The 22,784-nt window shown below is 44.2% G+C and carries 21 protein-coding genes; 12 read left to right on the forward strand and 9 right to left on the reverse strand.

Features of this window, described 5'->3' with window-relative positions; translation table 11 throughout:
- Positions 1 to 74: 74 nt before the first annotated feature.
- Positions 75 to 200 carry a photosystem II reaction center protein Ycf12/Psb30 gene (gene psb30, locus RID53_RS12450; protein ID WP_006099423.1) on the reverse strand — a complete coding sequence of 42 codons (126 nt, stop codon included), beginning with the start codon at positions 198 to 200 and terminating at the stop codon, positions 75 to 77.
- Positions 201 to 416: 216 nt separating this feature from the next.
- On the opposite strand from psb30, the gene RID53_RS12455 reads away from it, so the two are divergent.
- The 5 genes from RID53_RS12455 (at position 417) to RID53_RS12475 (ending at position 4,459) form a co-directional block, all read left to right on the forward strand.
- A complete protein-coding gene (locus tag RID53_RS12455; protein WP_446388400.1) occupies positions 417 to 767 on the forward strand; it encodes a YkgJ family cysteine cluster protein in 351 nt (116 codons plus the stop codon).
- Between the two features lie 118 nt (positions 768 to 885).
- Complete coding sequence (locus tag RID53_RS12460) at positions 886 to 1,992, forward strand: Vgb family protein (RefSeq protein WP_446388401.1); 1,107 nt, start codon at positions 886 to 888, stop codon at positions 1,990 to 1,992.
- A 350-nt stretch (positions 1,993 to 2,342) separates the two neighbouring features.
- The gene (locus RID53_RS12465; RefSeq protein WP_446388402.1) at positions 2,343 to 2,774 is read left to right on the forward strand and encodes a TMEM165/GDT1 family protein; all 432 of its coding nucleotides are present in this window, start codon (positions 2,343 to 2,345) and stop codon (positions 2,772 to 2,774) included.
- Positions 2,775 to 2,875: 101 nt separating this feature from the next.
- Positions 2,876 to 3,157 carry a TMEM165/GDT1 family protein gene (locus tag RID53_RS12470; RefSeq protein WP_446388403.1) on the forward strand — a complete coding sequence of 94 codons (282 nt, stop codon included), beginning with the start codon at positions 2,876 to 2,878 and terminating at the stop codon, positions 3,155 to 3,157.
- Positions 3,158 to 3,202: 45 nt separating this feature from the next.
- Positions 3,203 to 4,459 (forward strand): FtsX-like permease family protein, encoded by a 1,257-nt coding sequence (locus tag RID53_RS12475; protein WP_446388404.1) that lies wholly within the window; start codon positions 3,203 to 3,205, stop codon positions 4,457 to 4,459.
- A 211-nt stretch (positions 4,460 to 4,670) separates the two neighbouring features.
- Here the strand turns inward: RID53_RS12475 and treY are convergent, their stop codons facing one another.
- Positions 4,671 to 7,475, reverse strand: coding sequence for a malto-oligosyltrehalose synthase (treY, locus tag RID53_RS12480; RefSeq protein ID WP_446388534.1), 2,805 nt, complete (start codon positions 7,473 to 7,475; stop codon positions 4,671 to 4,673).
- 708 nt (positions 7,476 to 8,183) lie between these two features.
- Entirely contained in the window at positions 8,184 to 9,995 is a 1,812-nt protein-coding gene (gene treZ, locus RID53_RS12485; protein WP_446388535.1) for a malto-oligosyltrehalose trehalohydrolase, read from the reverse strand.
- Positions 9,996 to 10,523: 528 nt separating this feature from the next.
- Here treZ and psbQ point away from each other — a divergent pair.
- The 4 genes from psbQ (at position 10,524) to RID53_RS12505 (ending at position 13,874) form a co-directional block, all read left to right on the forward strand.
- Entirely contained in the window at positions 10,524 to 10,997 is a 474-nt protein-coding gene (gene psbQ, locus RID53_RS12490) for a photosystem II protein PsbQ (RefSeq protein ID WP_446388405.1), read from the forward strand.
- Positions 10,998 to 12,116 carry an NAD(P)/FAD-dependent oxidoreductase gene (locus tag RID53_RS12495; protein WP_446388406.1) on the forward strand — a complete coding sequence of 373 codons (1,119 nt, stop codon included), beginning with the start codon at positions 10,998 to 11,000 and terminating at the stop codon, positions 12,114 to 12,116.
- A 46-nt stretch (positions 12,117 to 12,162) separates the two neighbouring features.
- Positions 12,163 to 13,059, forward strand: a complete 897-nt coding sequence (locus RID53_RS12500) for a hypothetical protein (protein ID WP_446388407.1) — start codon at positions 12,163 to 12,165, stop codon at positions 13,057 to 13,059.
- A gap of 92 nt (positions 13,060 to 13,151) precedes the next feature.
- Positions 13,152 to 13,874, forward strand: coding sequence for a hypothetical protein (locus tag RID53_RS12505; RefSeq protein WP_446388408.1), 723 nt, complete (start codon positions 13,152 to 13,154; stop codon positions 13,872 to 13,874).
- 9 nt (positions 13,875 to 13,883) lie between these two features.
- Here the strand turns inward: RID53_RS12505 and RID53_RS12510 are convergent, their stop codons facing one another.
- Both RID53_RS12510 and RID53_RS12515 read right to left on the reverse strand, forming a co-directional pair.
- Positions 13,884 to 16,094, reverse strand: coding sequence for a sensor histidine kinase (locus RID53_RS12510; protein ID WP_446388409.1), 2,211 nt, complete (start codon positions 16,092 to 16,094; stop codon positions 13,884 to 13,886).
- Positions 16,095 to 16,457: 363 nt separating this feature from the next.
- Positions 16,458 to 16,631: a hypothetical protein gene (locus RID53_RS12515; RefSeq protein WP_446388410.1), complete on the reverse strand. Its 174-nt coding sequence runs from the start codon at positions 16,629 to 16,631 to the stop codon at positions 16,458 to 16,460.
- A 304-nt stretch (positions 16,632 to 16,935) separates the two neighbouring features.
- On the opposite strand from RID53_RS12515, the gene RID53_RS12520 reads away from it, so the two are divergent.
- The 3 genes from RID53_RS12520 (at position 16,936) to hemB (ending at position 19,329) form a co-directional block, all read left to right on the forward strand.
- Positions 16,936 to 17,826: a ParA family protein gene (locus RID53_RS12520; protein WP_446388411.1), complete on the forward strand. Its 891-nt coding sequence runs from the start codon at positions 16,936 to 16,938 to the stop codon at positions 17,824 to 17,826.
- A gap of 15 nt (positions 17,827 to 17,841) precedes the next feature.
- Positions 17,842 to 18,243 carry a hypothetical protein gene (locus tag RID53_RS12525; protein WP_446388412.1) on the forward strand — a complete coding sequence of 134 codons (402 nt, stop codon included), beginning with the start codon at positions 17,842 to 17,844 and terminating at the stop codon, positions 18,241 to 18,243.
- A 102-nt stretch (positions 18,244 to 18,345) separates the two neighbouring features.
- A complete protein-coding gene (gene hemB, locus RID53_RS12530) occupies positions 18,346 to 19,329 on the forward strand; it encodes a porphobilinogen synthase (protein WP_446388413.1) in 984 nt (327 codons plus the stop codon).
- Positions 19,330 to 19,376: 47 nt separating this feature from the next.
- Here hemB and RID53_RS12535 read toward each other — a convergent pair whose 3' ends face one another.
- Genes RID53_RS12535 through RID53_RS12550 form a run of 4 tightly spaced genes read right to left on the reverse strand, consistent with a single transcriptional unit; the run spans position 19,377 to position 22,146 of the window.
- The gene (locus RID53_RS12535) at positions 19,377 to 19,703 is read right to left on the reverse strand and encodes a HepT-like ribonuclease domain-containing protein (RefSeq protein ID WP_446388414.1); all 327 of its coding nucleotides are present in this window, start codon (positions 19,701 to 19,703) and stop codon (positions 19,377 to 19,379) included.
- Complete coding sequence (locus tag RID53_RS12540) at positions 19,700 to 19,990, reverse strand: nucleotidyltransferase family protein (RefSeq protein WP_446388536.1); 291 nt, start codon at positions 19,988 to 19,990, stop codon at positions 19,700 to 19,702. Before RID53_RS12540 ends, RID53_RS12535 begins: the two co-directional genes overlap by 4 nt.
- A 6-nt stretch (positions 19,991 to 19,996) precedes the next feature.
- Positions 19,997 to 20,377 (reverse strand): element excision factor XisH family protein, encoded by a 381-nt coding sequence (locus RID53_RS12545; RefSeq protein WP_446388415.1) that lies wholly within the window; start codon positions 20,375 to 20,377, stop codon positions 19,997 to 19,999.
- Complete coding sequence (locus tag RID53_RS12550) at positions 20,377 to 22,146, reverse strand: serine/threonine protein kinase (RefSeq protein WP_446388416.1); 1,770 nt, start codon at positions 22,144 to 22,146, stop codon at positions 20,377 to 20,379. Before RID53_RS12550 ends, RID53_RS12545 begins: the two co-directional genes overlap by 1 nt.
- Positions 22,147 to 22,784 lie beyond the last annotated feature (638 nt).

Below are 22,784 nucleotides of genomic sequence, written 5' to 3' on the forward strand. Positions count from 1 at the left end.
CACTGATAACTGATAAATCCCCCAGCTTCAATGCATCAGGGAGCAAGATGCTCCCACTACAAGCAAACAGACGGCTACAGGTCTCCCCTAAAAGCAGCCAGCAGAAAAATAACCACAGGACCAGCAATCACAATCGCCGCCAGCACGGTAAGCTGGGCAATCAGTTCCCAGTTAATATTCCCGATAAAACTTAAATCCATCTATCCTCCCGATTAACCTAATTTAGATGATGTCGTTAAAAATTGCCGATTAGATTTTACTGGGAAATGGGTCAGTTTTTTTAATCAAATTAACAAAACTATACAAAAAGTAACAAAAATGTCATTTGTCCTGGGTCATCTGTCCTTGTCTATCCGACAGACGAAAACCCGTTATCCTAGAGAAGCTTGGAATCAATCGCTCGATGGTGAAATGCAATGGCAACTTGGCGTTGTGTAAAGCAATGTGGTGCGTGCTGTCATCTAGACCCAACCGAACGCCCTGGATTAGAAACCTATCTAACACCAGAGGAGTTAGACCAGTATTTGAGTATGGTGGGGGAAGACGGCTGGTGTGTCAATTTTGATCATGCGACTCGTGAATGTCGCATTTATGCCCATCGCCCTCGCTTCTGTCGGGTGGAGGCGGATATCTTTCACCAGATGTATGGGATTGAACCGGAGGAGTTAAACGATTTTGCGATCGACTGTTGTCGGGATCATATCGCGGATCTCTACGGCGATCGCAGTTTGGAGATACTACGCTTTGACCGGGAAGTGGGGATATAAAAGAGTATCCTTGTACCGCCTGACACTCTTTAAAGATTTTGTAAAGTCATTATCAATTTGTTTACATTGATGAAAACAGTCGTTTAAAATTAACCCAACTCTGTTTTATCGTCAAAAAATGAAAAAAATTAGTTCGCTGTTATCGACAGTTGTGATGACAGCATTCGTGGCTTGGTTTTCTGATAGTTTACCTGCCCATGCCACACTCATTATTGGCAACACTGAAGGGAATAATGTTATTTTATTTGATCAAAGCAATGGTCAATTTTTAGGTGAATTAATTCCATCGGGGACGGGAGGCTTACTCTCTCCCGATGATTTAAATTTTGGTCCTGACGGGAATCTATACATCACCAGTGGTACGACTCCAGAAACATCGGCTGTTCTCCGTTACGATGGCAAAACCGGAGAGTTCCTGGATCGTTTCGCGTCAGGACATGGGTTATTTCGTCCCTATGGCGCAGCGTTTGGACCCGATGGTTATCTTTATGTCAGTAGTTTTTTGTCTGACCAAATTTTACGTTTTGATGCTATCACTGGAGCGTTTGTTGATGTTTTTGCCTCGGGTAATGGTCAACCAGGTGGCTTAAACGGACCGAATGATTTATTATTTGGACCCGATGGTTCCCTCTACGTAACCACTCAAGGTAGTGTCGCGACAAATGGAGAACCTGATTTTAGTGCGGGGCTTCCTAGCCAAGTGCTGCGTTTCGACTTGGAAACCCAACAGTCTACAGTTTTCGTTGAACAGCCAACTCCATCACCTGATAGTTTTGGGTTTGTCAGTTTCCTTGGCTTAACCACCGGACCCAATAATGATTTATTTGTTAGTGACTTTGCTAATGATATCAGGCGTTATGACTTCGATACGGGAGAATTGGTGGCTACTTTATCCACAAATTACACCGGAACGATTCCGGCTAACAATTTCATCGGCAACTTAGTGATCAGCCCGGATAATACTCTCTATACAGTCGGCTTTGATTTTACTAACAATAATTTTGGTGCTATTTTACGTTACAACAGTGTCACGGGAGACCCCTTGCCGACACCAGGAAATGAAGGAGCGATTTTTGTAGATACAACTAGCCAAATGCAACGTCCCATTGGGGTTCTATTCACGTCGCAGCAATTTCCAGTTAGCGTACCGGAACCGACAGCCGGAGTGGGTTTAGTCGCACTTGGCATTAGCGGGATAATTTCATCAAGACAGCGTCAACATTAACAGCAAAGCTAGAACACCAATCCAGTTAAATGGGGCGCAAGACTTGCACTCTTCAAGTTTATAGGCGTCATTCCAATCCATCAAATTAGAGACGTCACGCCCCTATAATTCCTTGGATACAAGGATAAGATTCCCAGTTAAGCTATTTGCCTTTATTTCTGCTGATGTTCACGGTCAAATAGTCAACGTTTTCTATCATCTAAAAACAGGAGAAACCCCAATAGAGGTTATTCGAGATACATACTGACCGACTCTCATATTGACTTCAGCGCAGATCGTAGTCAAATTTGTAAAGTTCTGCAAAGATGAATAGAATATGAAAAAAGATTGACGTAAACTGAGCAATCCCTGTGAAACTATCTTCCTTGCCCATCGTCGGTTTTGTCCTGACAGCACCCTTTTCCTCGATGAATCCAGCCCCCAAAGATGTCTCTGATCCCTCTGAGTTACCAATTTCTCCCACTCCCACCAGTTTGCGTCCCCTCGTCAAGCGCCAACGGGGAATATGGGGTATCTTTAGTTCCACCTTCCTAACCATTTTTCTGGCTGAGATTGGCGATAAAACCCAACTAGCTACACTGCTGATCAGTGCAGAATCTCAATCGCCGTGGATTGTGTTTACAGGAGCCGCGATCGCACTCATTGCCACCAGCTTAATCGGTGTCTTGCTGGGAACCTGGTTAGCCAAGCGTTTACCGCCCAAAACCCTGGAAACCGCCGCCGGGACATTATTACTCTTCATCTCTGTTATGCTGCTGTGGGATGTGGTGCAACTCGGATGAAACAATTTGGAGTGTGTAGGGGCAGATTTGACTCCGATCATTTTGTCTTCACCCAAATGTGAACAAACCCGCCCCGACTGAATCACAGAGATTTGAAGATTATGGATTGGCAATTACTAGGATTAAGTTTCATTACCGTATTTCTAGCCGAAATTGGAGACAAAAGCCAACTGGCTGCGATCGCGCTTGGCGGTAGCCTCAAGTCGCCCCGTGCTGTATTCTTGGGGACGGTAGCCGCATTGCTGTTGGCAACGTTGATTGGCGTATTAGCTGGGGGAGGCGTAGCGCAACTATTACCCGTGCGAATGCTTAAAGCGATCGCGGCGGTGGGTTTTGCACTAATGGCTGTTCGCTTGCTGTGGCCCCATGAGAATGACGAATGACAAAATGACAAATGACAAATGACGAATGACGAATGACAAATCTCTATGGTTTCTCTCGCCCGGAAGAACTTACTTGAAGACATTCCCCGCTTTTTAGTCGCCCAAGCTGGGATTATGTTTGCGGTGAGTTTAGTTACCTTGCAAACGGGTATTTTTAATGGATTTACCCAATCCACGGCTCAGTTAATTTACAATTCTAGTGCGGATATTTGGGTAGCATCGGATAAATTGGTGCAACTTGAACTAACACTACCCATTCCCTTATCCCATGTTATTTCTGCCCGTAATGTGGAAGGCGTTGCCAAAGCTGAAGCCCTGATTTTTAGTGGCGCGTTGTGGAATCCACCCCAAGGAGAAATTACCCGCGTCAGAGTCGTCGGATTTGACCCCAATGGGCAACTCTTTCAACCCATCAATCTCGTTCAAGGCGATGTGAAGGACTTATCTGAACCCTATAACATTATCGTCGATGCAACCAACCAAGGTTCTCTAAATATTCAACAGATTGGGGATATTGCCCAAGTGAATTCCTTACCTGCAAAAGTCATGGGTTTCACCCAAGGGAATGCATCGATTGTGTCCAATTCCTTCATGTTTACCTCCCTAACCAGTGCGAATGCGTTCTTAAAATCGGGTCAAAAGTCGGAACTCTCTTGTAAATTGCCGTCAGGTTCAGAGGATTTAATTTGTACAAATACATATTCGAGAACCTCGGAAGCAGAACTTGAAAATCAACCGCCACCGCCACCGAATCCATTAGTTGCCTCGGATCTGATTCAATATGTTTTAATTGCGGCGGAACCCGATCAGGATTTGTCACAACTGAAAGCACGATTAGAGAAAGCATTACCCAATGTCAGCACCTATACGCGCCAGGAATTTATTAAAAGAAATCAAGACTTTTGGCAACAACGAACGGGTATTGGCTTTATCCTCGGAATGGGGGCGGTGGTTGGTGTTGTCGTGGGTGTGATTATTGTTGGTCAAATTCTTTATTCATCAGTTTCTGACCATATTACCGAGTTTGGCACGCTTAAAGCCATTGGCGCGTCAGATTGGCGCATTTACGGGGTAATTATTGAACAGGCGCTGTGGATGTCGATTCTCGGTTATCTCCCCGCCATGATTCTCTGTTACAGCGTAGCTTTGTGGACATCAGCAACTCAGGGAATTTTGATTCTGATCACCCCCGTATCCGCGATCGCGGTTTTGGCGATAACCGTGGGAATGTGCGTCGGTTCGGCTATTTTCGCGATTCAGAAAGTGACGCGCCTTGATCCAGCGATGGTATTTAATCAGTAGATCATTATTCTTGACTTAACCTTGTTTTTGGTTGTAGGGGCGAGTCGCTGCATCAATAGATGGTGTGAGAATTAACCTGTCTCGACTCGCCCTTTTCTCAAAGTACGTGACGTCAGATAATTGCCGAAACCCCGTGGAGGGCGACCCAAACAAATTAATGGTTCGGTGGTGTAAATTGTGTGCGGCGGGTCGCCCCTACCATGTTTATACATCATTCCTGCTGATTTTGATTCACCAATAACGCCACCGGAAAATCACTGAGAACATCTCGAATCCACAGCGTATCGTCGCCCTCAATTTCTCGTCCCGTCATCATATCCTGCCACATAGAGGACGAACTAGATGGTAAAGAAATCCGGGTTTCTTGCCAAACTTGTTCACCCATGGGATATTCGTCTGGCTTCACTAAACCCGTTAACAGCCGAGGTACAATAACAATCACGGTTGTATGATCCCAGGTTCGGGCAAAGGTGACTACATGATCCTTCAAACTACCAATAACAGTCAGTTTGTGGTAATCCCCTCGCTGGAATAACTCTAAATACTCGCGTCGGGTTTTTAGGGCTTGATAGATGACGAATAACTTAATTCGACCGTCTTCTGGACTCTGACAAAGTTCCTGAACTAAACCCAGCTTATCCGTTTCGCAGCGCTGCTTCAATTCTTGAACTAAAGCCAGCCGCTGTTCAAAATCCACCGGACGGCGATTATCGGGATCGACTAAACTTAGATCCCACAGTTCTGTTCCCTGGTAAAAATCCGGAACACCGGGAGATGTCAGTTTCAACAAAGCTTGGGAGAGACTATTAAAAATGCCGTAATGTTGAATTTTGCGTTGAAAGGGTAGAAACGCTTCTAAAAATGGATTGTCATGGATATCTTTGAGTAAGCGTTCCGCAAACCGAATAAACCCTTCTTCATAGTTGGTGTCGGGTCTCAACCAAGCGGTATGGACTTTTGCCTCTCGGATTGCCTTAATAATATAGTCTTTGATCCGCTGCACATAGCTAGGGAACTCCGTTTCATCAAAGGGAAAGGTTCCCAGTAAGGTTTGGTAAAGAAAATATTCGTCATTGGGATCAGGAATATCTAACCCATCAATACAATCCTTATGCACCGCATTGATTTCCTGCCATTTCCTCAACATACTATCCCACTCGCCGGGGATTTCTGAGATAACATTAATTCTTGCTCTCACATCTTCACCCCGCTTGGTATCATGGGTGGCTGTTGTATTTAGTGTATGGGGCCAATAAGCGATGCGGTGTTGGTTAAACTCATGAAAGTCATCTAAGGAAACACCAAACTCACCCGGATTGCCACCCACTTCATTAAGAGAGATGAGACGGTTGTAAATATAGAACGCCGTATCTTCTACTCCCTTTGCTGTCAGCGGTCCGGTAAACTGTTGTAGCCGCATAACAAAATAACGCCATTGTTCGGCTTCTTCGGGATTGAGTGACTCATCAACCTCCAGTAATAAAAACTTCTCAATAAACGTCAGTTCGTTAAAGAAAATTGGCGTATTTTCTTTGGCTTGGCTAATGACAGACTCAATATAGTCCCGATCCGCTTGGCTCAAGCCTTCTGGACTAATGTAGGTTCGGTATACCGGAAACAGTGCCATGATTTCGACCAAAGCGGCTTTCAGCGCATAGATCGTAAAGTCACTAGCGTATCTGTACCGACCAGAAATTCGTTTGAGTAAATTGGCTAAATTATCGATATCTCCAGTCAAATGCTTGGCGATAATCAATCGCTTTTTCTCTTCTATGATGACTTGATAGGATATGGAATTTCCAATAAAGCGATAGTAAACGCTGTCAAACTTAGGCTGAGTCTGCTGATGACAGAAAATGCCATTAACTTTGTTTAAGAAATCATACCCACTCGTCCCTTGTACGGGCCACGTTAGCGGCAAATCTTCATCCTCTTCCAAGATTTTCTCAACCACGATATACGCATCAGAGGCATGGTCTCGCAAGCGATTTAAATATTGAGCCGGATCGTACAGTCCATCGATATGATCGATTCTGACGCCGCTAAATTTCTGTTCTTCAATCAGCTTGAAGATCAAAGCATGATTATGATTAAACACCCGTTCATCCTCGATGCGAACGGAAATCAGGTCATTAACCGTAAAAAATCGCCGATAATTCAGTTCTTCATTACCTACCTTCCAGTAAGCGAGGCGGAAAAACTGCTCGGCTAATAATTGCTCTAATAAATCAAAACTTTCGGGTTTCCCGGGTTCTCCATTAAAGATTTGAATATTTTCGTCGATGAACTCCTTGATCTCTACGCTATCATTCCAGAGTTCCCACAACATGCTCTTGATAAAGCCAATCTGATCATAGCGTTCCGTTCCTTCTTCGCCAGAGGGAATGTATTTTAGCGCATAGAGAGCGCCCAGGAACTTGACAAAATCGGGATGATTCCTGCCTAATTTCCGGCGAATACGTGCCAAATCATAGGTTAAGACATTGGAGTAGGATTCGATGCGAATGGGAAACTGCAGGTCATAGTAATTAATCGTAAAACCGTCTTGGTTATACTGGAGTTTGAGTTCACCACTTTCTAAGCAATCGCCGCAGAATTTTCCTAAAAATGGCGCTAAAACTCGCTCTCGAATGCCCTCATAATGATGTTCCCAATTAATATCAAAATAATCTTTATATTGAGAATTAGGACCATTCTCCAAGACTTCAACCAGCATGGGGTTTTGACTATCAAACGCCATGTGATTCGGCACAATATCCTGAAGCCATCCTAATCCGTGCTTTTGCACTTCCTCCATTAGAGAGTCAAAGTTCTCCAATCCGCCGAGTTCTGGGTTTATTTGATTGGGATCAACGACATCGTAGCCATGAGTGCTACCGGATCGGGCTTTAAATATGGGGGATGCATACAAGTCAGAAATTCCTAATTCAGCCAAGTAGGAAATAATGGCTTTTGCTGACTCAAAGGTAAACTCAGGATTAAATTGAATTCTATAGGTGGCGAAGGGAATCCGCATCATAAGCTTTTCAAGGGGTTAAAGAACTGACAGAACGTTGGCTCTGGGACTAGATTTAAAAATTGCTTGTTAACAAAGATGTCAAACCGTAGGGTAGTGGCGTTGAACGTAATGCTTAAATCATAGCTTAACATTAGTTAATTATACAGGGATTAGCTCTGAGCAATACCAAAAGTACCGGACAAGAAAGCTCCAAGGCAGATGGTTTCCAGGAAAACGAACCTCAAGGGATAAAGGGGGTGACAAAAGCGAATTTGATATCAGCCACCAAGATTGACAAATAAACCAATACATGCATTATCTCTAGGTAACACCTTATTTGTTGATAATGGTATGATTTTGACTGGGCTTACATCCCCTTTTGGGCGGATTGCGCCTCTTTCTGACGACTGAACCGAGGCTAGTGTCACTGAGTTAACGGGGTGACAAACTAGCTGAAGTGTTGAGCCATCCTGCTTTTATCCCTTTTCTTCTTGTCACAGATAAGGTCAAAGATAGCAGTTTTTTCTGGGGGACTAGCCCCCCAGACCCCCCAATGGGGGACGAGCGCCTCCCCCATACCCCCTGCGCAACGCTTCGCTTGAATATATCTGCTCAGGTGGTCTTCATCTGTCAATAAGGGTGTCAATAAGGCTTCATCTTTGGAGATACTAATGTCACTTAAAACCTGATTTTAAAAGGTTTTGGACGGCTTGTCACCCCTTCAGGTCACTGAGCATATAAGGAAAAACTCAGAGGAGCAAGGGTTAAGGATTGTCCAGCTTGTAGCTGTTGGGGAAGTTGAGATCCCTCACCCATCCATTCCTTATCCGCCGAGTCAATCACTTTGGAGAAGTTCCCTGGGGGAATCTGAGGCGAAACGGTTACCGCATTTTTGCCAAAGTGCATCAAAGCGAAGATTTGGTTCTCTCCAGTCTGGCGATGGGTCACGATAACTTTTTCTGGGGACAAGCTAGAAACGTTGAGAGCTTGGCGATCTAGATTAGCTAAAGCTGGGGTTTCTTTCCGTAGCTGAATTAACTGTTTGTACCAGCGCCGCAATACGGCATAGTTGTCTTGGTCTATCTTCTCCCACTGTAGTTTTGACTGCTCAAAGACTTTTGTCCCTTGGGGATCAGGGGCGTTGTCCCAACCAAACGCTTTAAACTCTTCCGCTCTCCCGGTACGCACCCCTTCAATTAAATCGGGATCACTGTGACTAACAAAATACTGAAACGGTGCCTCTTCACCATATTCTTCACCCATAAATAACATGGGAACATAGGGAGAAAGCAATACCGCCGCTGCCGCTAACTTCAACCCCTGAAAGTCTACCAAAGTGGATAAGCGATCGCCAATTAGCCGATTACCAATTTGATCGTGGTTCTGGATACAGACGACAAACTGTTCTGCTGGGCGATCCGCTGCTGAATTGCCATGGTTGCGTTTGCGGAAGCTGGAATATTGTCCACTATAGATATAGCCTTCGCGCAGAGCGACTGCCAACTGCTCAATTTTGCCAAAATCTTCGTAATATCCCGATAGTTCGCCCGTTAACAGACTGTGCAAGATGTGGTGAAAGTCATCGCACCATTGAGCATCATGACCAAATCCCCCGTCTTCCCTGGGTTTAATCACGCGCACGTCATTGAGATCACTTTCGGCGATGACGTATCGTTGCACTGGCGTGGTGCGATTGAAATTAGCCACCGCATCTCCTAACTCTTGTAGAAAGGGTTGAGCGCTCATATCGTAAATCGCGTGAACTGCATCAACTCGCAGGGCGTCAATGTGGTACTTGTCTAACCAGTACAGGGCATTCTGGATAAAGAAATTCCGCACATCATTACTATAAGCACCATCAAAATTAACTGCATTGCCCCAAGGGGTACGGTATTGATCCGTAAAGTAGGGACCATACGCCCATAGATAGTTGCCTTCGGGTCCTAAATGGTTATACACCACATCTAAAATGACCGCGATCCCCGCCTGGTGGCAAGCATCCACGAGCTTTTTCAACCCCGCAGGTCCCCCATAGGACTCTTGCACACCATAGACATAAACCCCGTCATACCCCCAGTTGCGGCTTCCGGGAAACTGGGCAACGGGCATAATTTCAATCGCGGTTATGCCTAAATCCTGAAGGTAACTCAAGCGAGGAATAATCGATTCAAAGGTTCCCTCTGGGGTAAAAGTACCGACGTGGAGTTCGTAAATAATTAGGTCTTTGAGGGGAATTCCTTGCCAGGAATTATCCGTCCAGTCAAATTGGTGATCCACCACCTGAGAGTAACCATGGACTCCCTCTGGTTGGTAATGGGAGGCGGGATCAGGTCGTTCCAGTGACCCATCGAGTTGGTAAACGTAGAGGGTTCCGGGGTCAGCGTTTACCGTTTCCTGCCAATATCCCCATTCATCCTGTTGCAGAGGAATCACTTGATCGTGGGGAGAGACGATGTGAACGGCGACGCTGTCCCGGAACGGCGCCCAAACTCGGAATTCACATTGACCCTTACCCAGGTAGTTGCTGCCAATTTTCATATCACCCATAAAAATCATAGTTTCAGGGACTTGTCAAGGTTTTCGCCGTGCGATCGCCTGACTCGGAATCAGCCAATAGGCGGGGTATCCGCACACGATCCGATAACCCCACAGGTTATAACGTTTAAATCTAACATCTGGTCTGACCTCTCTGGAATAGCCGACTCAAGTCGCCTATGCCTACCTTCTTAATTCGACCAGCCAGATTGTTGTAACAACTATTACACGCTTTTGTAACAATGAGATCCCTCTTAAGAAAGAGGCGTCAAGGAGGGAGAAGGCAAATATGGGAAAAGCGCCTGGGAGTCTTGCCGTGTTTCGACCCCAAGCGCCTTTTCCTTTTCCTCACACACACAACCTAAGTATACTCAATTTGTGGGAATTGTCCAGTCCCAAATCGGAAAAAGCTTGTCACCCCTTCAGATTGGCAACACCCCCTATAATACCTCTAGTTAGGTTTGGGTTGAGCTATAACCCAATGTATTCGTTTGTCTATATCAAGATCAAGGATTGTATACGAGGAAACTCATGCTGATCAGAAGTTATCGCTCCATTCTGGCGTTGATGCTGGCGCTGGTGACCACCTGTCTGGTAAGCTGCGGGAGTCCTGCGGCAACTGCACCGCCCCCAGCTTATACATCTCAGCAGGTTGAGCAGATTCAGCGCACGGTGTCTAACCTCTCGGAACTGCGGGGAAAAATGCCCGTTCTGAAAACGAAAATTGATAACCGTGACTGGGTTGATGTTAGCACTTATATTCATGGTCCATTGGGCAGTCTGCGGCGAACCATGAGTTATCTGACACGCCAATTGGTTTCCCAAGACCAAAAGGCAGCCAGTGAAGCGGCAGACGACTTGTTTGAACATTTGCAGCAAATCAACACTGCTGCTGAAAACCGCAACTATCAACTTGCTATCAACAATTATCAAGAGGCGTTAATCGACTTTGATCGGTTCTTAAAGCTGATTCCGGATGCCAGTAATGTAGCTGGAGTTGCCTGAATGACTCATGTTGCCATCATTGGGTGTGGGATTGTTGGTGCCGCGATCGCTTATGAACTAAGTGGCGTTCCGGGGCTACAGGTGACTGTGTTAGATCGCCAACCACCCGCCCAAGGGTCAACTGGGGCAGCATTGGGTGTCTTGATGGGTGTAATTAGTCAAAAGGTTAAGGGAAGAACATGGCAGTTGCGCCAAGGCAGTATGCAGCGCTATGAAACCCTGATTCCGGAATTGGAAACGTTGACTGGGCATCACATTCCCTTTAACCGTCAAGGCATTCTAATGCTGGCGTTTGAGAACGATGATTTAGCCCGTTGGCAGAATTTAGTCAAAATTCGCCAATCTCAAGGATGGCAACTGGAAATTTGGAACCCCTCTCAGGTTCAATCCCACTGTCCTCAGCTTAATCTGGAGAATAGTATCGGTGCGATTTATTCTCCCAATGATCGACAAGTTGAACCCACCGCCCTCACTCACGCCCTAGTCTCTGCCGCCGAAAAAAGGGGGGTAACGTTTAAGTTTGGTGTTGATGTTGAAGGGGTGGAATCCATACCTGCCAATGGTTCCAATCGGCGAATTTGTCAACAAATTCACACAAACAGGGAAACTTTGGCAGTGAATTGGCTGGTAATTGCGGCTGGATTAGGTTCGGCGCAATTGGTCAATTTTCTGCTACCCCCACTTGATCACTCGTCTTCGATTAAGCTGAAACCCGTTCTCGGTCAAGCGTTACAATTACGCTTAGAAAATACAATCGGAAATCCCGATTTCCAGCCTGTGATTACCGGAGATGATGTGCATATTGTGCCAATCGGTGGCAGTGATTATTGGGTGGGGGCAACGGTTGAGTTCCCTGATGGCGCTGAAGTGGTAGCAGAACCTGCGTTACTTGAACAGGTTAAGGAAGATGCGATCGCCTTTTGTCCCGCTTTAGCCCAAGCCACAGTGGTTCGCACTTGGTTAGGAAAACGTCCTCGTCCAGAAGGACAGCCTGCTCCGGTTATTGGTAAACTATCAGGTTATGATAATGTCTTGCTGGCAACGGGTCACTATCGCAACGGTGTTCTCCTCGCCCCAGCTACCGCCCAAGAGATTCAAGCAATAATCTGTGGCGTCTAGAATCTAGTGCAGGGCTTGGTTTATTTAAGATGACGGTGAAGACGACGTGTACCAACAAGAGCAAATTCAAGAGTTATTTGGAAAGCAATTTCTCGATTATCTAAAAAACAAAAATAAAGGGGGAATAGTCAACGAAAAAAGTAATACTTATGAGAATTTTTTTGTCGTATATAAAATATCGGTTTTGTCCAAAGATGTCTTAGAAAATGATAAAGAAATATTCTTTGCTAGTCAAATCATGGCATTTGTTGATGACTTAATTATTAACGACATCCAGGAGAATATTTATCAGCACTACCAGTTGAAAAATACTGCAAGTTTAAGATGGGGAAGTGGATTACGCTCAATTGCTGACGATTTTGTTAAACAATACAACTTAAATCAAACTATATCAAAGCAATCAGAAATGACATTAGTTGTTTCTAACTTCCAACTCAGAGACAGGTTGGCAAATCAAATACCTCAGCAAATTGCCGAGTTTAGTAAAGTTGATTACTTTTACTTTGCCCCTAGTTTACCAAAAGTTCTTCAAGAAGAACAGGAGTTTAGCCAAGCGGTGGCATATCTTTGCGCTTTTGACAATCCTGAACCCGATAAAATTGAATGTGTAGCTAGTGTGATTCTAGGCGCGTGGCTTTCCAGCGATAAATCTAATGTCTCTCTTAGGGAAATTTTGGAAAAATCTCGACAATCGCAACCTTCTTATATTCGTTACTTTGGTAGCCAAGATGTGCAAATCGATCCAGAGGTTAAAAAAATTCTTGCTAAAATACAAGGGTTTACATACAGCATATCTAAAGGTTTTTTGCAATGGCAATTTGCGAATGGACTGGAAGAAGGAACTTTGCCATACAGTATAGAGACTGAAAACTTTAGACGCTTTCAAGAACGAGTTAAGCAAAATAAACCAATGACATTTGATGAACTTGAAATTTACTTTTAAAGAAATTAAATTTTTAGAGTAAATATTTATGAACTTGCATAAAAATTATACAATTATTTATTTTTAGTTATACAAAATAGGAGATGATTGGTATGCAATTTACAACTAAAATAAACTCAAGATACTATACAGAATTAGCCGATACGGAAACAAAAAAATTTCTCGATAAGTTAGCAGATAAAAGCACATCTCCTGAAGCCTATCGCTCAGTTATGTTTAATCTAGGAGTAAAACTTGGCAATTCAATTTTAAGGTCTATTAATAGTCAAAGCAATGTATATGTAGCTTGTACCGTTGAAGATGCGGATTTTTTAGCCAAAGGAATTCTTACGACTTTAGAACCTAAAGTTTCAAAACTTGCCTTCGCTTGTTTTTGGAATCAACGATTTTCCCCCTTTGAGATAAACGAGTTAAAAGTTGCTCCGATACTCAAAAAATATCAAGAGCCTGTTAATAATGATATTGTTCAGTATTTAATCGTGATTAAGTCCATTATCTCTGGTGCTTGTGTTGTGAGGACAAATCTAACTAATCTAATTCAAAAAATTGAACCCGAAAAAATAATTATTGCTGCACCAGTCATTTATAAAACAGCAGAAGAAAAGTTAAGTAGTGAATTCAACAAGGATATTTACAGTAAATTTGAGTTTTTCTACTTTGCTAAAGATTCCACACGAGATGATAAAGGTATAGTTCTACCTGGTATTGGTGGTAGTGTGTATGAGCGGCTAGGTTTTGAAGGTCAAGATGAAAAGAATAGATATATTCCTGAAATCGTTAAATCTCGACGTCACAAGCTTATTCAAAAAATTTAGAATAGTGGTTTAAGTCTGGTTAGGTTTAAGATTTAGGGGAATCTCTACAATAAATGAGGTTCCTTGTCCTGGATGAGAAACGCAACGAAGTTGACCGCCGTGTTTTTCCACCACAATCTTATAACTAATGGACAGTCCTAATCCCGTTCCCTTTCCCACGGGCTTGGTGGTAAAAAATGGGTCAAATATATGCTCAAGGACATTTTGACTCATGCCATAACCATTGTCCCCAATCTGAATCACTGCCCAATCAGTCGCTTTTTCCGTTGAACTCCAGGACTGAACCCGATGAGTTTGGGTGCGAATCACAATTTGTGGCTCTCTGAGAGGAGCATCCGTTTGCGTCGCAGCCTCTGATAAGGCTTCAATCGCATTAGCCAGCAAATTCATAAACACTTGATTTAAAAGGCTAGAATAACATACCACCAACGGCAGTTGACCATACTCTTTAACGACCTTAATTTCAGGACGATTCTTCTGCGCTTGGAGTCGATGCTGCAAAATGAGTAGAGTATTATCAATTCCCTGATGAATATCGGCGGGTTTTAGTTCATCATCATGGCGTCTAGAGAAGCTGCGTAGCGATAAAACGATCTGCTGGAGACGTTCAGCGCCAACCTGCATCGATTGCATCAATTTTTGCCAATCCTCTACTAGAAAATCTAACTCAATCTCCGACGAAATCTGGCGAATTTCTGATGTGGGATTGGGATAGCTCTGCCGATATGCTTTAATGAGGCGTGTCAAGTCTTCAAAGTATTGCTTGGTATAGTCAAGATTACCTGCAATAAAGTTAACGGGATTGTTCAATTCATGGGCGAGTCCGGCTACCATTTCTCCGAGAGCCGACATTTTAGCCGCTTGGACGAGTTGGGCTTGAGTGTCTTGCAATTCCGAGAGAGTCGTTGTTAGCTGTTGCGCCTTTTGACGCTCTCGGACTTCCGATTGGCGTAGCGATTCTTGCGCCTGTTGGTGCTGGTTGGCTTCTAAGACTAAGGACACTAAATCGCCACTGGAACGAGCGAAATTCTGTTCTTCTGACGTCCAATGGCGCTCTTGACCCACCTGTTCATGGCATACAACACCCACGGTTTGACCCCCGATTCGGATGGGAGCATCCATCATCGAAGCAATTCCCAAGGGTGTTAAGTAAACAGACGAAAATTCGCCAGTTCTCGGGTCAGTGTGGGCATTGTCTGCTGCAATGAGTTGGTCAGCCATTAACGCTTGAAAATAGTTGGGATAATCAACGGCTGTCAGTTCGGTTCCTTCATTATGTTGGCGGCTACTGAGTTCAAACAGGTCAAAGCATTGAATCTGAGTTCGGTTCGAGTCAAACAGCCAGATACTTACCCGTTCAATGTTAAGGGTTTGAGCAGTTGCTTCTGTGATGGCTTGGAACGCTTCCTGCAAGTTTCCCTGATGCAGTGCTTTGTTTTTAGCCAGTTCCATTAACACCCGGTTTTGATGGTGCAATTTGTTGACACGTTGTTGTAGTTCTTGATGGGACTCAGCTAAGTTGGCTTGGGTCGATGACCGTTGGGTGTACTGATTGGGTAGAAGGAGATAGGCTTGTCTGGCAGCCAACCACACAACCCCATAGAGTAAGGTAAAAATGGAAACGGCAGCTATTACAATTGTCCTCTGGGTGTGTTCAATGCGCTCTACTAAGGGAGTCTCATCCGTATAAAGTTCAAAAATACCTATAATTGGCTCACTGGCATTCTCAAGCTGGATGGGAATGTAGCTGGAAAAAAGCTGGCGGTCTGTAATTTTTCCGTTAATTCCCTGGAACTCTTGGTGCTGATTGTGTAATGTTAAGGTTTGACCGTTACGGGCAATGAGAAAGTCTTGGCTATTGGTTATTTTGCCAATCTCAGAGGGTTCCGTGGAAAAAATGGTGCGCCCTTGGTGGTTAGACAGTTTGACTTTAACCACGGATAGACCTTTGATCTCATTGATAACGGTGCGATGAAGTCTAGCGATTTCCTCCGATGATAGCAATTGCTCATCACTCAGTTTTTCGGCTGATTGCAACAAGGGAGCTAAATCTGAACCCCAGGCATTGGCAAACGCTTGGGTTAATGCCACATTGTTACTTTCTCCCATCGCGACCAAATCGCCATGAACTTTCTGATGGTAAATGAAGCTGATAAAGACTGTGGCTAAACCAAAAGCGATTAAACTGATAATTGAAAAAGAACGGAGACGGTTTAACATTTAATAAAATAGGAAATACTTTGCAGAAATAATTTTAGACATTATAGCATAAATGCAAATAATCTAGCACATTGTTTGGTTTTGGAATCGCCAAAATTAAATACAAATACTATTGGCAGCAAATAATTTAGCAATTTATTATTCACTTGATCACAAATAAGCACAATTAACTTATTTTTTGATTTATTTTTCAAAAAAGTCTTTTATTGTTACCCAGCAAAGCAAGGCAAATGACAGCTATTTAAATAACTTGATTATCAGAATAAACTATTCCTTAAGCAAAAAAAAATGATGCCTGGTAATATTTGGATAAATCTGGCGTTGTCTAGGTTTTGATCATCCTGCACCAGGAAGTACCAACGCCTATACAACGGCTGTACCCAGCAAGCCGCCGATCATTAAATCAGTTGGGTTAGCCATGACAGGTAAGGAGAGGATTAGATTGGGCGCGATCGCAACATTGGTTCTGACGGTAACCTCTCTTCTCCTATCCCTGACAGGAACAGGGTTTGCCACTATCTCGTGGCTTGTAACCATGGCGTACTCTTATCGGAGCTTGTTACCTTGGAGAGTAGCAGGGTGATTAGCACTACCTTATGATACGCTCATCAGCAGTAACAGGCTATCCCCTAATCCTACCAATGTAATCGGGTGAGCCTGAGAATTAGTGTAAATTGGCAGGACGTGTCTTCCCAATGACGAATAATAATCTTTTGCTTGATTCTATACTACCAAACGTGACGCGATCGCGACCCATGAACCTACTCAAGTTTTCTAGGCAAAGGCAAGTCTTCATTCAACAACTATTCAACCTAATCAATCTAGAGATTGGAGTAGATTTGTGGCAATTGTAATTTCATTTATTAACTTTAAGGGAGGTGTGGGTAAAACAACAACCACCGTCGCCGTTGCTGAGATGCTGGCTGGGGTATTCCATCGCAAAGTTTTGGTTATTGACCTTGATCCGCAAACCAATGCCACATTAATGCTGATTGGCGAAGAACGATGGGAAGAACTTAATGAAAATCGTCACACCTTAGCCCAACTGTTTCTGGATGCGATCGCGCCAGAACATCCTAAGTTTCATCTGCAGAAAACCTTGCAAAAGCAAGTCTCTAATGTTAAAGATTTAACCAGTTTAGATTTGCTGCCGTCGAGTTTAGATCTAATCAATGTGCAAGATCGGCTAGCGACTATTCCCGCCGGACGGTTTTATGCCGCCAGTCCGATTAACATCTTGCGGCGAGGAATTCGCTCCTTAATTGACTCTTATGATTATATTCTCATCGACTGCCCACCTAATTTGGGTATTGTGACACTCAATGGATTACGAATTTCTCAAGGTTATATCATTCCCACCATTCCGGATATTCTCTCAACCTATGGAATTCCCCAAATTACCAAAACTATTCATGAGTTTTCTGAAACGATTGCTGAACCGATTGTTCCCTTAGGCATTGTTATCTGTAAATATAATGCTGGCATGACACTTCACGATCGCGTGATTAAGGATTTACGGCGATATAGTAAAGATGCCCGTGTCTTTGAAACCCAAATTCCGCACAAACAACAAATTGCTGAAACCGTTGAATTCAATCAAGCCGATAAGTTTTCAACCTTGCGACAAAAATGGGGATATGCGGGTCAGTTTGAACAATATCTAAATTTGGCAAAAGAAATCCGACTCGCGGCGAGTCAAATTATCAAAGATAAGCCATCTTACTTCAGTTGAACGTGGAGACATTGCATGAGCCTTGACAAACTTATGGCATTGATCAAACTCCTAGACGAAGTTCGTCCTGATCCCCAGGCGACTCTGACTAAATACCAACATGATCCCGACTTTGCCCAAGAGATTGATTCCTTATTTCAAATCTTATCGACAAAAAGCAAATCTCGGTCGAAAAAACGCCGCACTCGCCGACGTACCAGTGTTTTCGATCCGGTTGAACTCTATCACCAGAAAGGAGAGAAACATTTACGCGAACAGTTGCAGCAACTTGAGGTTGAACAACTTAAAGATATGATTGCCGAACATGGGATGGATTCCAGTCGGCGGGCAATGCGCTGGAAAAAACGCGATCGCCTGATTGAGTTGATTGTCAAAACCGCTAGCTGTCGCGCCCGTAAAGGCGATGCCTTTCGCTGAGAGAGAGCGATTTTTATTTCTATCGTCAGGGTACGGCTCGTTCTACAATAGTTTTCTGGTCTAAAAATTTTAAGTTAATCCGTCTTTTCAAATCTTATGCCTATGTTTCCCATTCATCGTCCTCGCCGTCTCCGCCAAACCACCCAGTTGCGTCGCATGGTGCGTGAAAATGTGGTCACAACCAGCGATCTGATCTACCCCTTGTTTGCTGTACCCGGTGAGGGAATCGCCCAAGAGGTCAAATCTATGCCAGGAGTCTACCAACTATCAGTAGACAAAATCGTGGCAGAGGCGAAGGAAGTTTACGATCTGGGGATTCCCTCGATTATTCTATTTGGTATCCCGGATAATAAAGATGTCGAAGCCACGGGCGCATGGCATGATTGTGGCATTGTCCAGAAAGCCGCCACAGCCGTTAAAGAAGCCGTACCCGAATTGGTGATTATTGCCGATACCTGTTTGTGTGAATACACCAGTCATGGACATTGTGGGTATCTGGAAGTGGGTGATTTAAGCGGACGAGTTCTCAATGATCCTACCTTAGAACTGCTGAAGAAAACCGCCGTCTCTCAAGCCAAAGCTGGGGCAGATATTATTGCGCCATCGGGGATGATGGATGGTTTTGTCCAGGCAATTCGCACAGGATTGGATGAAGCTGGATTCCAGGATACGCCGATTTTGTCGTATGCGGCGAAGTATGCCTCTGCCTATTATGGACCCTTTCGGGATGCTGCTGAGTCAGCGCCACAGTTTGGCGATCGCCGCACCTATCAAATGGACCCCGCCAATAGTCAGGAAGCCCTCAAGGAAATAGAACTGGATATTGCTGAAGGGGCAGATATGCTAATGATTAAGCCCGCATTAGCGTATATGGATATTATCTGGCGGGTGAAGGAGGCTACGAATTTACCCGTTGCCGCGTACAATGTATCGGGTGAATATTCCATGGTGAAAGCGGCTGCCCTGAATGGCTGGATTGACGAACAGAAGGTGGTGATGGAAACATTAACCGGATTCAAGCGATCGGGTGCTGACTTGATTCTGACGTACCATGCCAAAGACGCCGCCCGTTGGCTACAGGATTGATTGATCAAGTAAGTAGGGGCACGAGATGTCGTGTCCCTACCGTGGAATTATTGCAGAATTCGTTCGACATCACTTTTGAGTTTGGGTAGCTCATGTTCTACAATTGACCAAACAATATCAGTATCGACTCGAAAATATTCATGAACTAAAATATTCCTAAAATCGGCAATATCTTGCCAAGGAACTTCGGGATACTGGGTAATAAAGGATTCTGAAATAGACGCAGATGCTTCTCCAATAATTTGCAAGTGATGGATTATCCAAATCTGGATGAGTTCATCATTTTCAAAGACTTGCTTTCCGCGCACGGCATATTTTTCAATCTTGGCGATCCCGTCTTGAATATCTCGCAGTCGTTCGCGATCATCCCTCATAGCGGTATTGCCTCTTTTAGCACCCGTTCGCGGATGCGTTCTTTCAAGCCTTTTTCTGTGACGACATCGACGTTGCGACCTAGCAATTTTTCTAAGTCTCGAATGAATCGCACCGGAAACCAAGGGCTAAGGTTTTCTCCTAAATCAATCAGAAAATCAATGTCGCTGTCTTGGTCGGCTTCTCCCCGTGCTACCGACCCAAAAATCCGGATATTACAAGCACCGTGTTGGGTAGCAAGGTTTAATATTTCTTCTCGCTTTTGTGTGATTAATTCTTCCAGTTCCATCATTTTCTAAGGAATCGGACAAAATAAAGTTTTACCTGTGAGCAGTATACCTTCATGAAGCAGCAGCAAGGCGTTCTCGAATACTGGGTGAACGAAAGCCCAGAACAATATCTTGTTTGGGGATGCCACGTTGAATGAGTTCGTGGTCGATGACAATCTCAGTGCTATTGTGCTGAATCCAGACTTTGCCATCAATACACTGACAAAACTTTTCACTTCTACTGCAATTTTACGACCTTCTTTTTCGGCAGCGATCGCTTCTTGTGCTGCAAGGTCTATATAAATGTCAGCAATACCATAGCGCAAACGATAGGGGTCATGGGTGATTGTCCAGCTGTCCTTTTGTAGAGCCAGTTTCACAATATCGTGAAAAATATCTTTTGCCATTACCGCCACCCCAACCAGCGCAGTACAGGAACCAGCAGATAACAACTGACGCCTAACCAAAAGCCTATCGTAATCCCAAGTAAACCAAAAAAACTAATGGTATTGATAAAATCTAACCAACTGCCATCGGAGAAGGAAAAGATGTGAATTAATACCTCCAATGGCAAAATATTTAACCGAACTAAGCCGGAAAATATCACACCCGTACCCGCTGCGGCTACGGCGGCATGAACCAGGTAATGACTGGGTAAACCTAATCCTAACACCAAGGGAATAACCGCAATAGCTGTGACTAAACCCAGTAACCGATCCGCGATCGCATACGATAACGATACCTGCAAAAAATCCCCCAATCCTGTCAATTGTTTCCTAGCTAAAGCGGAGATCGACGCCTGCCAAATAAACCAACCCACACCATAGCCGAAAATCCCGGTTATCCCAGCAATAATCCGCCGTTTTTGTTGACCGAATCCTCCCGCCTCCGTTAATCCCCAAGCCGTCCCCAAACCCGCACAAGCGAACATCAGCAGTTCCCGCCAGGGGATAATTTGAATTTCGGGAACGATTAACGTCCATTGTCCGATCATCCAATCGGCAAAGCGATCGCCTATAATCGTCCAGTTAATCAAAGCAAATCCCGCGATCGCGCCAAAGGCTGCACCCATTCCCGCCATAACCATTTCCCAGGTGGTATCTAAACAAGCCAGAACCATGCTGATAAAGACTCGCCACATCCAACGCACTAGGCTAAAGATAATTTCAGCGCAGGTAATCAGAACCCGACTAGAAATCTCCTGTGCTGTTCCGGCAGCTTTAGCCAGCGTCTGAGATAATGAGGAAGACGATTTTCCTTTAAAACGGCAACTGACAACCAAACGCCGTTGAATCTCGGCAGCTTTAGTGGGTCTATGGTGAGGATCAAGGCGAATCATACTATCGAGTAAGTTAGCTAAACCCCGACGGACTTTAGTGCGATCGCGCCAGTGAAATTCTCCCGTCGCTGGATCTTGTAACTCTGCCAAATCTTGACCCGTGAGTAATTGAATCATGGTACGCCCTAAGGCATAAAAATCAGCCCTTGGTCCCACTACATCCCCCGCAATCTGTTCAGGGGGACTGTAACCCGGAGAAATTAAGCGGGTGGAACGATTCTCTTTCCCCACAGGTATTGCACCAATTTGTTTCGCGCCGCCAAAATCAATCGCCACCAACTGACCCGTTCCCTCTCGTACCATTAAGTTTGAGGGTTTAATGTCACGGTGAATAATTCCCAAATCATGTAACTCCTGGAGAATATCAGCCGCTTGATACAGCCAATTCATAATCAACATCTCCGGACACCCCTGAGGGTAACGGTTTAAGATCGCCTCCAGCGTCTGACCATTTATTTTTTCCATAACCAGACAAGGGAGTACGCGCTGTGGGCAGGATCTCAGACGTATAGTGAAATAGGCATCAGACTCCACTTTAGGTACACCCGGATGTTGCAGACGTTGCAATACGGCTGCTTCTTGTTCGAATAGCTGCAACGCCTTGGGTGATGTTTCTACCAATACCTTCAATACTTTTTCCGTTTGATCCTGCTGATCCCAAATCGTGTAAATTGCCGCAAATCCCCCTAAACCCAAACGCTGAAGAGGAATGTAGCGATTATTTAGCCGCAGCATCGATCCACAACTGCTACAAAACTTAAAGTCCCCAGATTGAGGATAAGGACGGGGGCAGTCGGGATTAATACAATAGACCGACTCGATAAATAACTGATGCACGATCACCAGCGATAGACGGTGCCTCTTGATTCTACACAATAAATTCCCCAGTCCTGTCCGTCATGGGGACTTAACGCTTTAATTAAAAATTAAAAGTAATAAATTTATATTATATCATCCCAGGGCATCTCCGATTTTAGCGGCTAAAAGTTTTGTTATAAGTAGGTGGACAAAATTAAAGTTAAAGGTGGAGAACTCGCTGCCTGAAAAAAAGTAAGCTACGTCCTTTGGAGATCCAGCATTTCAAACCCCCCTTTTTAACGATGGGCTTTCTTTACTCCTTCTGTCTTTTGCCTGATGCCGACCCAAACAAGATAAGTTAACCTGCGTTGATTATCAGGGGAGCATCCTCCCCAGTTCACCCGACAATAATATATCTGCCAAAAGAAAAGAAAGATTGCCTCTTGTTGCTCATCTTCACATTATTTTCACAATTAAAGGCTATAGTCTGCGCTTTCTTGCAGCTAAAAGACAGAAAACACCATCAATATAAAAGAAAGATAAATTACCGTCTAGCAATAGTATAAAGATTGCGTATAGATTTTTTTACTTTACGAAAATCAAGAAAGATTAATGTTATTAATTTAAATAAGCGAATCGATTGTGAAGTTTAGATGAGTCATAGTCGATTTTAGTGT

This window comes from Coleofasciculus sp. B1-GNL1-01 (assembly GCF_040220235.1).
Taxonomy (GTDB): Bacteria; Cyanobacteriota; Cyanobacteriia; order Cyanobacteriales; family Coleofasciculaceae; genus Coleofasciculus.

Bases quoted from the DNA above. Each gene is read 5' to 3' on its own strand.
- psb30 (WP_006099423.1), bottom strand. From the start codon at position 200: ATGGATTTAAGTTTTATCGGGAATATTAACTGGGAACTGATTGCCCAG.
- RID53_RS12455 (WP_446388400.1), top strand. From the start codon at position 417: ATGGCAACTTGGCGTTGTGTAAAGCAATGTGGTGCGTGCTGTCATCTA.
- RID53_RS12460 (WP_446388401.1), top strand. From the start codon at position 886: ATGAAAAAAATTAGTTCGCTGTTATCGACAGTTGTGATGACAGCATTC.
- RID53_RS12470 (WP_446388403.1), top strand. From the start codon at position 2,876: ATGGATTGGCAATTACTAGGATTAAGTTTCATTACCGTATTTCTAGCC.
- RID53_RS12475 (WP_446388404.1), top strand. From the start codon at position 3,203: ATGGTTTCTCTCGCCCGGAAGAACTTACTTGAAGACATTCCCCGCTTT.
- treY (WP_446388534.1), bottom strand. From the start codon at position 7,475: ATGCGGATTCCCTTCGCCACCTATAGAATTCAATTTAATCCTGAGTTT.
- treZ (WP_446388535.1), bottom strand. From the start codon at position 9,995: ATGAAAATTGGCAGCAACTACCTGGGTAAGGGTCAATGTGAATTCCGA.
- psbQ (WP_446388405.1), top strand. From the start codon at position 10,524: ATGCTGATCAGAAGTTATCGCTCCATTCTGGCGTTGATGCTGGCGCTG.
- RID53_RS12495 (WP_446388406.1), top strand. From the start codon at position 10,998: ATGACTCATGTTGCCATCATTGGGTGTGGGATTGTTGGTGCCGCGATC.
- RID53_RS12505 (WP_446388408.1), top strand. From the start codon at position 13,152: ATGCAATTTACAACTAAAATAAACTCAAGATACTATACAGAATTAGCC.
- RID53_RS12510 (WP_446388409.1), bottom strand. From the start codon at position 16,094: ATGTTAAACCGTCTCCGTTCTTTTTCAATTATCAGTTTAATCGCTTTT.
- RID53_RS12515 (WP_446388410.1), bottom strand. From the start codon at position 16,631: ATGGTTACAAGCCACGAGATAGTGGCAAACCCTGTTCCTGTCAGGGAT.
- RID53_RS12525 (WP_446388412.1), top strand. From the start codon at position 17,842: ATGAGCCTTGACAAACTTATGGCATTGATCAAACTCCTAGACGAAGTT.
- hemB (WP_446388413.1), top strand. From the start codon at position 18,346: ATGTTTCCCATTCATCGTCCTCGCCGTCTCCGCCAAACCACCCAGTTG.
- RID53_RS12535 (WP_446388414.1), bottom strand. From the start codon at position 19,703: ATGAGGGATGATCGCGAACGACTGCGAGATATTCAAGACGGGATCGCC.
- RID53_RS12540 (WP_446388536.1), bottom strand. From the start codon at position 19,990: ATGGAACTGGAAGAATTAATCACACAAAAGCGAGAAGAAATATTAAAC.
- RID53_RS12545 (WP_446388415.1), bottom strand. From the start codon at position 20,377: ATGGCAAAAGATATTTTTCACGATATTGTGAAACTGGCTCTACAAAAG.